At 73.3% G+C, this 14,114-nt stretch carries 5 protein-coding genes; 2 read left to right on the forward strand and 3 right to left on the reverse strand.

The features are described from left to right. Nucleotides 1-12 precede the first annotated feature (12 nt). From ABEA93_RS17625 to ABEA93_RS17635, 3 genes are all read right to left on the reverse strand, one after another. Nucleotides 13-2,823: a hypothetical protein gene (locus ABEA93_RS17625; protein WP_345676523.1), complete on the reverse strand. Its 2,811-nt coding sequence runs from the start codon at nt 2,821-2,823 to the stop codon at nt 13-15. 132 nt (nt 2,824-2,955) lie between these two features. Next, the gene (locus ABEA93_RS17630) at nt 2,956-5,808 is read right to left on the reverse strand and encodes a patatin-like protein (protein WP_345676524.1); all 2,853 of its coding nucleotides are present in this window, start codon (nt 5,806-5,808) and stop codon (nt 2,956-2,958) included. Between the two features lie 236 nt (nt 5,809-6,044). Then, nucleotides 6,045-7,340: a cytochrome P450 family protein gene (locus ABEA93_RS17635; protein WP_345676525.1), complete on the reverse strand. Its 1,296-nt coding sequence runs from the start codon at nt 7,338-7,340 to the stop codon at nt 6,045-6,047. Between the two features lie 555 nt (nt 7,341-7,895). Here ABEA93_RS17635 and ABEA93_RS17640 point away from each other — a divergent pair. Beyond that, nucleotides 7,896-8,180 carry a DUF5132 domain-containing protein gene (locus tag ABEA93_RS17640; RefSeq protein WP_345676526.1) on the forward strand — a complete coding sequence of 95 codons (285 nt, stop codon included), beginning with the start codon at nt 7,896-7,898 and terminating at the stop codon, nt 8,178-8,180. Nucleotides 8,181-9,277: 1,097 nt separating this feature from the next. Beyond that, nucleotides 9,278-13,834, forward strand: a complete 4,557-nt coding sequence (locus ABEA93_RS17645; RefSeq protein WP_345676527.1) for an ATP-binding cassette domain-containing protein — start codon at nt 9,278-9,280, stop codon at nt 13,832-13,834. The last annotated feature ends 280 nt before the right edge of the window (nt 13,835-14,114 follow it).

The raw sequence follows: 14,114 nt of genomic DNA on the forward strand, positions 1-14,114 counted from the left end.
AGGCCGAGCGGCCTACGCCGCGAAAGCCAAGCAGTAGTCGTCCCAGTCCTCCGGCTCCACGCAGTCCGCGAACGCGGGGTCGCCCGCCGATCCCGCGAACCGGCGTTCCAGCGCCAGACTGACGGACTTGCTGAAGAACGCCACGCGCACGCTCACCGTGACGCTGCCCTGGCCGACGACCTCGCAGACGCCGTCGCCCTTGTGGTACGTCAGGGCCAGGTAGAACTCGACGGAAATGGTCACGATGCCCAGCACCGACAGGTAGCCGCCGCACCGCAGATACCCGGTCAGCGTCACCGAGGTCCCGGTCAGCTGGAACGCGATCCCGGCCATCACATGCACGCCGCCGCTGGCCACCCCCAGGTCCAGCGACGCATTGCCGCCGAACTCCAAGGACCCTTCCACCTGTTCGATGCCGCGGGTGCTCACTTCCAAGGCGAAGAAACCGCCGCCGCCGAACATCGCCACGCTCACGTTGAACGGGTTGTGCCGCTCCGACACCGCGAACCGGAACCGCGTCGGCGCGTCGTCGAACGGGATCGTCAGCTTGGCCGACAACGCGACATTGCTGAGGTTGAACATGCCCAGACCGAGCGACGGCAGCGTCAGCCCATAGCCGGCCACCACGCCCGCGGTCGTCACGTCCACGCACGCGCCCGTCCCGAACACGTCCGCGGGCAAGGCGTTGCGCAGCTCGTTCACGAACTCCAGGTCGTTCATGAACGTGATGCCCACCCCGGCGGCCGTCACCTCCGGCTTGGCACCGGGCCGCGCACTGAATGACAGGCGGTCGAAGTCGACCCGCACGATCCCCAGGAAATCGAAAGCGAAGCTGCGCAGCTCGCCGCGCACCGTCGACTTGGCCAGCGCGTCGGGGGAGCGCACCGTGGTGGCTTCCAGGACGAGCGAGGCGCTCTTCAGGTCGAGCAGCGGCAGGCTGTTGGACAGCTGGGGCTTCCACACGTAGCGCAGCTCGGACCCGTCGGCGAGGTCGGCGACGCGCATGAGCGGCACCGGCAGCAAGTCCGCGGACAACCCGTCGAGGCGGCGCCGGATCTCCTCCTCGCCCAGGCTCTTCAACTCCGCCACCGACGTCGCCGGGACGGGGCCGAGCAGCGCGGCCAAGTCGATCGGGCCGAGCAGCTTGGTCCCGCCGAAGATCTGCTTCAGCGTGTCCGTGTCCACATCCGCCGCGGCACCGGCCGCGTCCAGGAACTGCGGCGCGAGCAGCCCGGCCCGCGTCGTCACCGCCTGCACCGTGCTGCTCGGGGCGGCCAGCCCGCCCGCCTGCTGGGGGGACAGGGAGACGGGCAGCGCGTCCGCGAGATTCAGGAACGCCTCGGTGGCTTGGCCCTCGAAGCCCTGCGCGAGATAGGCGTCGTGCAGGTGCACGACGCTCTCGGTGAACCGCCCGGTCAGCCGCTCCACCGCAGGGACCCGCGCCGAGGCCTGCGTCATCGCGGGCAGCAGGGTCGCCGGGTGCCCGGACGCCGCCGCCGGCTCCAGGCGCATCGAGCCGACCGGCATGCTCGTCGTCCCCGGCGCGTCCGCGGGAGCCTGCGCCAGCGCGACCGTCTGACCGGACAGGTCGACCGTCGGAAGATCGACGGCATCCGGCTCACTGTAGGCGCTCGGAACGTCGCCCAGCGTGGTCGTCCATGCGAAGACCAGCGGCAGCGTGAAGCCCACATGGCGGCCCTCGGCATCGGTCGCCACGGCATGGAACTGGAAGGGCGCGCCGCCCACCTTCACCCAGAACGCGCCCCTGCCGCCCGCGTCGTCGATCGTCGGCGTCACATGGTCGGTCAGCTCGATCGACCGGAACGGGAGCTGGCGTCCCGCATGCTCGTCGTAACCGGCGCCCTCGCCGTACACGACCTCGGCCTGGTCGATACGGATGTGCGATTCCGTGTGCAGGTACGCGACCGACGAACCGTCGCCGGGGTCGTCGTACAGGCGCCGGGTGACCGAGACCAGCGACGCGCGGTGGCCCGTACTCAGGTAGCCCTGCCCGATGGTCTGCACGAACTGTTCGCGGCCGAGCGACGCGACATGCTCGTACTGGGTCAGATTCGCCGCCGGAAAGCCGACCGGGAGGTCCCACGCCCCGTTGATCCGCACCGACGCACCCAGCGCGGTCAGCACGAACTGCTCGGCGTGCAGCGAGCGCCGCAGCGGGAACCCGTCCGGGCCGACGAAGTCGCTGTCGCTCGTCAGGGCCACGAGCTGGTCGAGGGTGTCGGCGGACAACGGCATGCCCGTCCGCGCCGGCCGGTCCCGCAGCGCCGCGAACGCCTTCAGCCCCGCGGGACCGCCGTTCTCGCCGTGCAGTTCGGCATGCCACAACTCGGTACGTCCGTCCAGCGCGACCGGCTCGGCCAGCGGCGCCGACCACGCGATCACCGGATCGTCGTGCCCGAGCAGCAGCCGCGTCGGAAACTCGATGGCAGTCCGCGGAATCCCGCCGAACAGATTCGGCACGTCCGGGTCGTCGCGCCCCAGATCGAACGGGACGACCGTGGAATTCAGACTGTTCCAGTCCAGCAGCGCCGCCACCGTCAGATCGATGCCGTCCTGCCCCTCCGGCAGCAGGAACGCCAGCGTGCTCGGCGCCGCCGCGAACGCGGGCACCGTCTCCGGGAACTGGCCGTCGGCCGGCACCCCTTCGCTGATGTGCTGGGACGGCGGACGCAGCAGCACCACGGCCGGGGACGCCGGATCCTCCCGGACCAGACGCGCCCCCTCACGCCGCAGATTGACCACCTCCACCCGCAGCACCAGCATGTCCTCGATACGGAGGATGCGGAACGGGTCGGCAGTCATGACTGCCCGCCTTCCGGTCGACTCGCGGGGCCTTGCCCGGTGCCGGTACGGACACGGCGGCGGGGCAACGGCCTGGTTTCCAGCCTGGCAAACGGCGCCCGCGGACGCACCTTTTCGGGACGCCCGCGCGCTTCAGTGCCGCCGCGGATGGCGGCGGGGATGCAGGACGACATTGCCCCAGTGCTCCACGCGGTACGCGGCCGACGCCGCCGACTTCGCCAGCCCCGCGGCCGGACGCATCGCCCACGGAAGCGCGAACCCCGACGCCAGCGTCCGGGTCGCCACCGCCGCCGTCCGCGCCAGCGTCTCCGACATGAGGGACGTGCCCAGCTCGCCCTGGAGCGTCTCGTCCGAGACCCGGCACGCGTGCAGCACGTCCGCGACCAGCGCCGACGGCACCGGGGGATAGGCCGCACCGTTGCCCGGCGCCGCGCGACGGTACGCGGCCAGGAACGCCCCGGCATGGCCCGCGGCACCGGCCGCCACGTCCCGGTCGGCCTGCTCGGCGATCGTGGCCAGCTCCTGCGCGGTGATGAGCCGCTGCAGACCGCCCGCCACCCAGATCGAGGTCACCGGCAGACTCCGCGGCAACCCGGAGGACGCCGGATCCGTCAGGAAGCCCAGCTCCGGGGCCCGCCCGTCCGGGAACGGCTCCTGCACACCCGGCGGCGGATCGGCATCCGCGATCTCCCGCAGCGCGGCTACCAACTCCGTCCGGAACCGCGCGGGATCCTCGGACGCGTCGGCTTTGCGCGCGAGATGCCTCGGGTCGAGCAGGAGCTGGACGAGCCAGCCGGCGCCGTCCAGCCGGCCCCACATCCAGTCGTTCGCACACCACGAACTCTTGTAGAAGGCACCGAAATGATGGAGCTGCAGACCGGTCAGCTTCTGCGCCGCCAGACTCCGCAGGTCCAGGGCACAGCGGGTGTCGGCGCTGATCTGCACCAGCTCGACGGCCTGCGGGGCACGGCCGCGGCCCGGCGACAGGACGTGCTGGAGCACGTGCAGCTCGAACAGCCGGGCGACGCAACGCGGGGCGGGCAGGGCGCCGTCGACGGTCAGGTAGTGGAGAAGGTCGGCGAGCCGGGTCGGCTCGTCGCCGGGCGGGGACGCCGGGGCGGGCAAGGGGGCCGGGGTACCTGCGGAGCCCGGGGCGGCTCGGGCGGCCAGCTCGGACAGGAGCGGCTGTGCGGCGAGGAGGATGCCGCCGAACTCCGCCCAGGCCTGGGCTGTCGCGGACTGATCCGCGCCGGCCGGAAGTTGGCTGCATGCCGCGTCTCGCCACGCGGGCGAGGCGGCCAGGTCGCCGAGCGGGCCGGGATGAGCTGCGGTGTCGGCAGTGTCGGTCGCTCCGGTCGCTTCGGTCGCGGCCAGGGCTGCGGCGACTTCGGCGGGGAGGTGCCCGGCGGACTCGCGCTCCGGCATTGCCGCGTGGACGCGGGCGACAAGGCCGTCGAGCAGCGCACGCTCGTCCGCGGCGGGACGCAGCACGAAACCGGAGGTGAGCAGGCCGAGCACGATGGCCTTCCCACCGTCCAACGCGGGGCGGCCGAAGGCCGCGAGAGCGTCGAAGCGGCCCGGCTCCGGCAAGGAGCCGGGCAGGCGTGCGGTGACGGCTTGTTCGGCGGCGTCGGTCAGGACATCGGCATCGGAACCGAAGCCGGTCGGGCGGCCGTCGGCGGCGAACTGCCCGGCCGCGGTGCGCTGCCGCAGCGCCTCCTCGGCTGCCGTGGCGGCGAGGGTATGGGCGTACGTGTCGCGGAAACGCGCATACACCGGAGGCGTCACCGCATCGCCGCCCGCGGCCAGGCGGGCGAGCTGTCCGTCGGCGCGGCGGCGGGCCCGCGCGGCCGCGTTGTGCGCCGCGATGTCCGCCAGCTCGGCGGAAATCGTCTGGGAGAGGGCCGCGTTGAGGTCCCACATGACGGCGCGGCCGAGGACCGGGGCGGTCAGGTCGGGTGGGGGTGGGGTGGAGGGGGCTGCCGCGGTGGTGGGCTGCGGGGTCGGCGGCTGCGTGGTCGGGGCTTCCGCGGCGGCTGTCCGTGCCGCCGGGTCGGTCGCTTCGGGGAGGCCCGCGGAAGGGACGACGTAGGCGAGTACGCGCCGTACTTCGCGGTCGGCCGCCCGGTCGAAGATCGCCTCCAGCGCGGGACCCAGCGGCCGGTTCGCCAGCAGCCCGCCGTCGGCGACGTGCTGGGCGCGCGTGAGACCGATGTACGGGCTCATCACCGGATGGGTCGGGTCGCTGCCCGGGGCGCCGATCGGCAGGAACGCGGGTTCGAACGCGCCCGGGAACGACGCGCTGCTGCGGGCCGCCAAGGCCAACGCCCGGAAAGTGTCCGGCCCCGCCAGGTCGGCGGACGCGAACGTGAACAGGCCGCGGTGCGTCGTGTCGCGCACCAGTACGCCGTAGTCGTCGGTGTACCGGCTGTCCTCGCCGTCGAGCAGCGTCGTGGTGATCATGACCCGGACGGGGGAATCCGGGTCGGGGCCGGACGCGGAGGTGCCCATGATCCGGTGCAGGCCGTCGCTGAGGTCGGCGAGCAGCACCTCGTCGCCGTACAGCAACGACGGGTGCTCGCGGTCCGACGGACGCCGCAGCAACTGGCCGAACGAGCCTTGCGTCAGCCAAATGCCGCGCAGCAGGCCGATGTCCGTCTGCCACACCTCGGCGAGGCCGAGCACGGCCGCGTTGATGGCGCCCGCGCTCGTCCCCGACAGGACGTCGATGCCGAACCCGACGCCGAGGAGATCGAGCAGGCCGCGGTACTTGTCACGCACCCCGGCGGCGGGCGCCTCCACCTCGCCCGGCTTGCCCCGGCGCATCCGGCTCGCCGAACACAACAGGTTCATCTCGCGGGCGACACCGCCCATCCAGATGGCGAGGCTCACCCCGCCGGTGAAAGTGGCCGCCAGTCGGATCTCCGGTTCGGCGGGGTTGCTACCGGTACCCGGGGTACCGGTCGGAGGGATGGGCGTGCCCATGGCCGTGCTCTTCTCGGGCGGGGGTTCTCTTCCGGCCCGGCCCCGGCATGCTTTCCTCCGGCGGCGAACTCGCCTCTGGCGCACGCCGAATGCCGGTCTCCTTCCATGCTGCGCGCTCGGTCGGAGGGTGTCGACCTGTGCCGCGGGCGGCACTTCGGGTGGCATGTCCGGTGCAGCAGATCGTCCGCGGCGGTTGGATCGCGTTCGGCGATCCAGTCTCGCCTCGGAGGCGGCGGTCAGACGGACAGCGGAAGTTGCTTGAGGCGCGGCGGCGTGCCCGGGATGACCGTGCGCTCCAGGTCCGCCGCGGGCACCGCCAGCGGCAGCTCGGGGTAGCGGTCGAGCAGCGCCCCGACGGCGATCTCGCACTGGACGCGGGCCAGCGACGCGCCGATGCAGTAGTGGATGCCGAGGCCGAAACCGATGTGGCCGCCGACGGCGTCCGCGGGGCGGCACACGTCCAGCCGGTCGGGGTCGGCGAACTGCCGCGGGTCCCGGTTCGCGGAGACGAGGACCAGCTGGACCGCGTCGCCCTTCCGGATCTTCGTGCCGTCCAGCTCCACATCCTCGGCGGCGACCCGCATCCGGACCATGATGTCCGGACCGCACCAGCGCACGAACTCCTCCACCGCGCCGGGCAGCAGCGCCGGATCCGCGACCAGCCGCAGCCGCTCGCCGGGGTGCGCGTGCAGGGCGGCGATGCCGTTCGCGATGAGCTGGGCGGTGTTGTCGTACCCGGCCATCACCACGTTGAGGACCATCGCGACCTGCTCGACCTCGTCGAGCGGGAAACGGGGGTCGTCGTTCGCGGCGAGCGTGCCGAGCAGGTCCTCGGTGGGGTCGGTGCGGCGTTCGTCGAGCAGCAGGCGCACGGTCTCCACCACCTCGACCGAGGACGTGCGCAGCCGGGCCGGGTCCATGGTGAGGATGTCGTCGCCCCAGCGGCGGAACGAGGCGCGGTGTGCTTCGGGGACGCCGACCAGCTCGCAGACGACGGTGAGCGCGAGGGGGTAGGCGTACTCCTCGATGAGGTCGACTGTGCTCCCCCCGCTCCGCTTGCCGGGGAGGCCGGCCAGGAGGGCGGCGGCGACCTCGGCGATGCGCGGGCGCAGGGCCTGGATCCGGCGGCCGGTGAACGCCCGGGCGACCGCGCCGCGCAGGCGGGTGTGGTCCGGCGGATCGATGTCCAGCGCGGAGACCATGAAGTACTTCAGGACATCTGCGGGCAGGTTGAGCATGTCGAGCAGCGGCTTGCGCGGATCCTCGCCGGTGTGGCCGGGCACCGAGGCCGGGTTGCTGACGAACCGCGGGTCGCGCAGACCGGCGCAAACATCAGCGTATCGAGTGATCACCCATACGGGCTGCCGGTCGGTCAACCAGCCCCGGACGACGGAGCCTTGCTCGCGCATCCGGCCGAACCCGCCCGCCGGATCGGCGAGGAGCCCGGGGTCGAGCAGGCGGGGGTCCCGGTCGGCGGGTGAGGGCTGCCGCGGCGCCGGTGCGGTGGGTGCGTCGGTCGTCGGGGTCTCCACGAAAGCCTCCTGATTTTCAGCCCGTTCGCCGGCGGCGGTGCGGTGGGCGACACCGCAACTGTGGCGTGCGATCCGGCCAACCAGGTATTCGTTTGTGGGGATTCCACACGGATGAGCGAATCAGGAAGTCGCTCAGGGTAGTTGCTTGGAGGCGTGCCGTGATCTGTCAAGGGGGCGCAACCCGATCGAGTGAATGGAGCCCTATTCGGTTGGTGGCGACCAACCGGTGTGCCTAGTCTCGACATCGATCACGACGAGCATCCGGGTGGACACCCGTGGTCACCAGCACGGGGCGATCCGCCCGGGTGCGCGTCGGGTCATGCCGGGGGGTGAACGAGCATCGAGCACCAGCACGTTCGCCGCAAGGTGGCGGCGGTTCCCGAGCGTGGAACCGCCGTCGTGGCCTGCCGACGCGCCGTCGTGGCGCCGTCGCACGGACGGGGGTGCCTTGCCTTTCGTCCTGCCCGGCATCGCCGAAGCACCGCACGGCACGCGAGCGCAGTCCCGCGGGGCTGCTCTGCCAACCGACCACCTACCCGAAGGGGACGATCGACCATGCCGCCCGCAATTGCGCCTTTCCTTGTCGGGCTCGTCGTCGCGCCGATCGCCAAGCGCCTCGTCAAGCCCGTGGTGCGCGGGGTCATCAAGACCTCGGTGGAAATCGCCCTCGACGTCAAACGAGCCGCCCAGGAAGCCGGCGAGGGCGTCCACGACCTGGCGGCCGAGGTCGCCGCGGAGATGTTCACCGACAAGCACGCCGAGGAGGAAGCCGCCGCCCCGCGCCCGGCGGCGGGCAAGGCGGTGGGGAAGGGCCGGCAGGCGGCCACCGCCACGGCTTGAGGGGCGGGCGGGTGGCGGCGGTGGCGGGTTGCGCTGTCGCTGAACCGCTCGTCGGACGGTGACGGGTTCGGGTGAAGGGCCGGGGTGGTTGCGGCTTGAGCCTGTCGCGGAGCCGTCGGCTGTCGGCCGTCCGGGCGGCGGCGAGGTGAGCGCGGTCTCCGGGTGGTTCGGATGCCGGTTCGGGCGCCGCGTCGTGTGCGCGGCGGATCGGGTTGATTGCCTGGTCGGCCCGGCGGATCGTCGCGTGGACTGCTTCGGATGCCTGGTGGCGTCAGGGAGTGGAGCCGGTGCGGTTGCCGGGATGGCCGGTTCGGCCCGGTCATGGCCGGGCGTCCGCTTGGGACGCGCGGTTGGGCTGGGCACGGATCGGCCAGGCGGCTCGTTCGATGCCGAATGGTTCGCTTCGGGCGCCTGGTTGCGCCAGGGGTGGATCGGCTTGGCGCGCCGGCTCGCCGGGGTGGCTCGGTAGTTGCCGAGTTGTCGGCTGAGCGGTCCGCTAGCGGACCTGTCGGTCTCGGCTGCTGCTGCCTGAACGGCTGGTTCCCAGGGGCGTCGTGGCTTGACGGGCGCGTTGTGCTCGAAGCTTTCGACGCGGAGAGCTTGGCCGTCCGTCCGGGGGGCGGTGGAGGAGCGGGTCCGGGCCTGCATGGCAGGACGTCGGCCGTCCCGTCATGCCTGCCTGCCCCTGCCTGGGCGGACTTGGACGCGGCGACCGACCTGGCCGAATTCCGTGCGCCGTGCGAACCGCCGTGGGGTGGGTCGGACTTGTGAGGTCCGGTAGGCCTAGCGGTGGAGCCCTTCCCGCCGCTGCTTGCTCCAGGTGACCGGGGGAGCCGGCGGCAGTCGCTCGGGCCGTGTCCCGGGCGCGGCCGACGGCGCCGAGGTTGCGCGGACGCCCGGCAGCCCGGCCATGGCGCTGGGCCTCGCGCTTTATCGCACGACGGCTCGACCGCACCGCAGCACCGCAGCACCGCAGCACCGCAGCACCGCAGCACCGCAGCACCGCAGCACCGCAGCACCGCAGCACCGCAGCACCGCAGCACCGCAGCACCGCAGCACCGCAGGTCAGTCTGTATACCGATTCGGGGGATTCCGCCATGACCACCGCCGTGCCCGACGTCGCGGCCCGCACGCTTGTGATGCGGCCGTGTTCGGTCGTGCCGGGACGTCAGCGCTGGGAAGTCGCGGGCCTCCGCGGCCGCCCGGACGCCGCACGGCTCGTCGAGGAATCCCTGCGCACCGAAGCCGGCGTCGACGGTGCCACCGCCAACCCGGTCACCGGCCGCGTCCTCCTCCTGCACGACCGGACCCTCACCACGCCCGAGGCCTCCCACCTGCTGCGCCGCGCCGTCGTCCGCGCCCTCGCCCGCGTCCTGGCCCCACCGCCCCCGGCGCCCGCACGGCGCCCGGGAACCGCCCGCGCCCGCATGCGGAGCGTGCGGAGCGCAACCGCCGGGCGCCTGGGGCTCGGAGCCCTCGGGGCCGCTCGGGAAGACGCGACGGATCGAGGCGCTTCCGGCCACCGCAGCCGACTTCCGGTGCGGTCCGCGCTCCCCGGCCAACGGGCATCCGGTCCCGGCGGCACACGCCCCGGTTCCCCATCGCGTCGTTCGCAACGGACCGGCTCGACCAGGCGATGGCTCCGCAGAGCCGCGCTCGCGGCGGGCGGCGCGTTGCTCGTGGTCGGGACCGGCGGTGCCGTCGTCGGATTCCTGCTGCGCCCGCTCGTCAGCCTCGGCCTGGTCGCCGGGGCGACCACCCTCATCGTCCGGCGCGCCTGGCGCCGCTCCGAGGAACCCGGCGCGGCCAGACCACGGCGGCATATGCTGCGCGACCTGATCGGCCCGCACCGCAAACGCTTCACCCTCGCCGCGCTCACCTCGCTGCTCGCCCAAGCCGCGGAAATGACCCTCGGCCTGTTCATCGCCACGATCGCCGTCGTCCTGATGCAAGGCGAGAGCCAATTCCTGGCCGGGCTGGGCATCGTCGGCGCCGGCACCCAACTGTGGTGGCTGGCCGCGGCAACGGCGCTGGTGTGCGGCGTGGTCGCCGCGCTGTCGTACACGTCCGGCCTCGCGTGGCGCCGGCTCGCGCGCGATGTCGAGTACGACTGGCGCAACCACACGTACGCCCACGCGCAACGGCTGCCGCTGTCCGCGCTGGAAGGCAGCCGTACCAGCAGGGTCGCCGGCGTCCTGTCCGACGACATCGGCCGCATGGGCGCGTTCGTCGCCGGAACGTTGCCCGAACTGGTGCAGATGGTCACGAGCGTGCTGGTCATCGTCCCGGTGTTCCTCGTCTTCGCGCCGCAGATCGCGTGGGTGGCGTTCCTGCCGGTGCCGTTCGTCACGTGGCTGTCGTTCCGCTTCCACGACCGCGACGCGGGTGCGTACGCCGCCGCGGGCGAGACCCGCGCGCGCCTGCACAGCCGCATGGCGAACACCTTGCAGGCCAACAGCACCGTCAAGGCCTCGTGTACCGAGGACTACGAGGACGCCCGAATCGTCGAACTCGGCGACCAATACCGCGACACCACCGCGCACACCGACCGCGGTACCGTCCGGCACACCGAGTCGGTGCGGCTGGCGACCACCGCCTCGATGGCCGGGACGCTGCTCTTCGGAGGTCGCGCGGTGCTGGCCGGCGAACTCCCCTTCCAGGCCTTCAGCCCGCTCGTCGGCCTGCCACAGCAGATGCTGTGGCGACTCACCCGACTCGGCGCGACGGCCGACCAGTACCGCCGCACGCTCGATTCGTACGGCAGGGTCGCCGCGCTGGTCGAGATGCCGGAGGAGCCGGTACGGGCGGAAGCCGACTCCTCCGCCGCCGCGAAGAAGGCGGACGGGGAACTCGTCTTCGACCGTGTGTCGTTCGCGTACACCGAAGGCATCCCCGTGCTGCGCGACCTGAGCCTGCGGATCGCCGCGGGTCGCGTCACCGGCATCGTCGGCCCGACCGGCTCGGGCAAGACCACGATCGCGCGCCTGCTGATGCGCTTCGAGGACGTGGACGAGGGCCGGATCCTGCTGGACGGGCGTGACCTGCGCGCCGTACCGCTGCACGAACTGCGTTCCACCATCGGCCTGGTGGCCCAGGAGCCGGTGCTCTTCGACGGCACGATCGCGGACAACGTGCGGTACGGCAGCTTCGACGCGGACGACCGCCGCGTGCTGGTCGGCACCCGGCTGGCCGAGGCCGAGTCGTTCATCGGGGATCTGCCGGAACGCGAGCACACGATCGTCGGCGAGCGCGGGTCCGCGCTGTCCGGAGGCCAGAAGCAGCGGATTGCGCTGGCGCGCACGATCCTGCGCAATCCGCCGGTCGTCCTCCTCGACGAGGCCACCTCGGCCGTCGACAACGGCACGGAAGCCGCGATCCAACGCGCGCTGAAGCAATTCGGCGCGGGCCGCACGATGGTGGTGATCGCCCACCGGTTGACCACGGTTCGGGACGCGGACTGGATCTACGTCCTGGACCGCGGCGGCGTGCTGTCCGAACAGGGCACGCACGACGAACTCATCGGCCAGGACGGGGTGTACGCGGACCTGTGGCGGCTGCAGTCGGGGGAGGAGCCGCCGGTGTCGGCGTCTTCCGGGAGTGGTGGGGTGCCGCGGCCGGCGCTCTCCGGGCGGCCGAGTACGCACACGAGCGTGATGGACAGGAACGGTGCCGGGGAGGTGGGTTCGGGAGCTGCGGACTCGGCCTCGCGGTCTGCCGGGTTGCCCGTCGCCGATTTCGACGGACGGGATTCGGAGCCGATCGGCGCTGTTGTCGCCGTCGGCGATGCGTCGGAGGGAACGGGCGCGGGGGCGTCCGGCGGCCCGGGTGGGACGTTTGCCGGTGGTGGCGTGACGGTCTCGGGCAGTGGGCCGGCGGCAACGTCGGTCACCGGCGCGGCGGCTGCGGCCGGTCTGACGGCGGCGGGTCTCGGCGCGGCGGTGGACGTAGCTGCGTCGGCCGGGGGCGGAGCCGCCCCTGCGGTGGACGACGAGGTGGGTGCCGGTCCGAGTGTCGAGGAATCCCGGTCTGCGGCGGACGTTGTGGCCGTTGCCGGACCCGGGGCGGGTGCCGGGGATGCGTCGGGTGTGTCCGCAGTCGACCGTGCGGCGGGCGGTGGGTCCGGCGCCGTTGCGGCGGCCGATGCGGTGGCTGCCCCGGATGTGACAGCCAAGTCGGCGGGGCCCGGCGCGGGCCGTACGCGTCCGCCCGTCACGCGCGCCGGCGCGGCCGGGAATCGATCGCTGGTAACGGGCCCCAGTCGCGCGGCTTCAAGGGCCCAGGCGAGTGGCGGAGCCGGCGGCACGGAGCCGAATCCGCGTCGCTCGCGCGCCGATGCGCCAGGGGTTGAGCGGGGGGCGTCCGCGGGTGGGGCGGATGTGCCCTCGCAGTCGGCGACGGCTTCCGAGGGCGGCGGTGAATCGCCGCGATCGGGTTCTGCGGTGCCGGGTGGTCGCGGCGGGCGCGTGCCGCTCGTCGGTGGGTCTGTTGACCCGGGCAGTGGTGTCTCCGGGCGTGGTCTGGCGGCAACACCGGTGACCGGCCTGGAGGCTGGCGCCGGTCTGGCGGCACGGGGTGTTGCCGCGGCCGGCGGCGGCGAGTCGGTGGGGGAGGCGGGTCTGGCGGCTTCGGCCCTCGGGGCGGTGGGGCTGGACGCTGCTGTGTCGGCCGAGGTGGCGCCCGGTGACGGCGGGTCGGCGGGGGAGGCCGGTTTGGCGGCTTCGGCCCTTGAGGCGGTGGGGCTGCGGGCGGCCGCGTCGACTGAGGCGGCGCCAAGTGGCGGCGAGTCGGCGCCCGATGCCTCCGCCGCTGCCAATCGTGCGGCTGCGACGCTCGATGTGGGGCTGGTCACCGCATCGGGTGCGTCGGCCCCGGGTGGCGTGGCGGCCGGCGGGTCGGGTGTGGCCTCGGCGGCCGCTTCGCGGCCTGCCGATGCCTCGATGTCTGCCGACGTCGAAAGTGCCCGCCGACCAGGCCTGGTGCACGAGTCCGCCCGCCGCCCCGGTCGCGACGCGGCGGCCGGTTCTCCCTCGGCTTCGGCGGAGAATCGAGGACTGGTAACGGGCCCTAGCTCTCAGACCTCACAGCAAACAGCACCAACCGCCGACAAGGCGCCACAGCCCGGCGCGCCGCGTCGCGGTGCCCCGCCGGGGCTCGACGTCCAGGCGGACGTGCGGATCGCGTTCGGCGGCAGTATCCACGGCGCGGGTGCGAAGGCCGGTGCGGCGTCGGGCGTGCGCGTGACGGCGGGGCGTGGGCTCGCGGAGCCTGCGAGGGCTGAAGTGCCGGGCGAGGGCGAGTTGCCGGCGCCCGCGACCGGGAAGGCCGGCGGAGTGGCCGGCGGCGTGCGGGCCGGGCACGGGCGTTCGTCGCCCGCAAAGGCTGCCGGGCCCGCCGGTGATCCCATGCCCACATCCGACCAGACAGCTTCGCCGGCATCCGACCAGCCTCGCGACGACGGCCGATCGCCTGCCCACGAACCCGATCGCGGCTCTGCTCCACCGGAGTCCGCGTCGGCCGACGGGGCGCCCGAGGGCTCGCCGCCCGCGCCAGAATCGTCCGGTCGTGGTGCGCCCGGGTCGCGGGACGGCCGGACGCCCGGCGCGAATCCGCGTGGTCGAGGCCGGGGGACCCGGGGGGTGCAGCCCGGGGGGTGATGTCACGCCGGACGTGCCTGGGGGAGGGCCGCCGGATCCCGCGTGGTCGATGACGCCGCCTGCCGCTTGCGGGCGGTGTGGTTCGGCGCGCCCGCGCGCCTCCTGCCCGAGGTGCCCGGGTGGGCTGCCCGGCCCGGATCCGCGGCTCGGCACCGTGGCCGGAAACCGCAGCCCCGGCAACCTTCCCCCGCATCCCCGGCCACCGCTGATCCGTTCGCCCCCGACCCGACCCGACCCGACCCGACCCGACCCGACCCGACCCGACCCGACCCGACCCGAC

Source organism: Yinghuangia aomiensis, from assembly GCF_039542225.1.
GTDB lineage: Bacteria > Actinomycetota > Actinomycetes > Streptomycetales > Streptomycetaceae > Yinghuangia > Yinghuangia aomiensis.

Excerpts from the sequence above, each read along its gene's own strand:
- ABEA93_RS17625 (WP_345676523.1), bottom strand. The coding sequence starts at position 2,823 with ATGACTGCCGACCCGTTCCGCATCCTCCGTATCGAGGACATGCTGGTG.
- ABEA93_RS17630 (WP_345676524.1), bottom strand. The coding sequence starts at position 5,808 with ATGGGCACGCCCATCCCTCCGACCGGTACCCCGGGTACCGGTAGCAAC.
- ABEA93_RS17640 (WP_345676526.1), top strand. The coding sequence starts at position 7,896 with ATGCCGCCCGCAATTGCGCCTTTCCTTGTCGGGCTCGTCGTCGCGCCG.
- ABEA93_RS17645 (WP_345676527.1), top strand. The coding sequence starts at position 9,278 with ATGACCACCGCCGTGCCCGACGTCGCGGCCCGCACGCTTGTGATGCGG.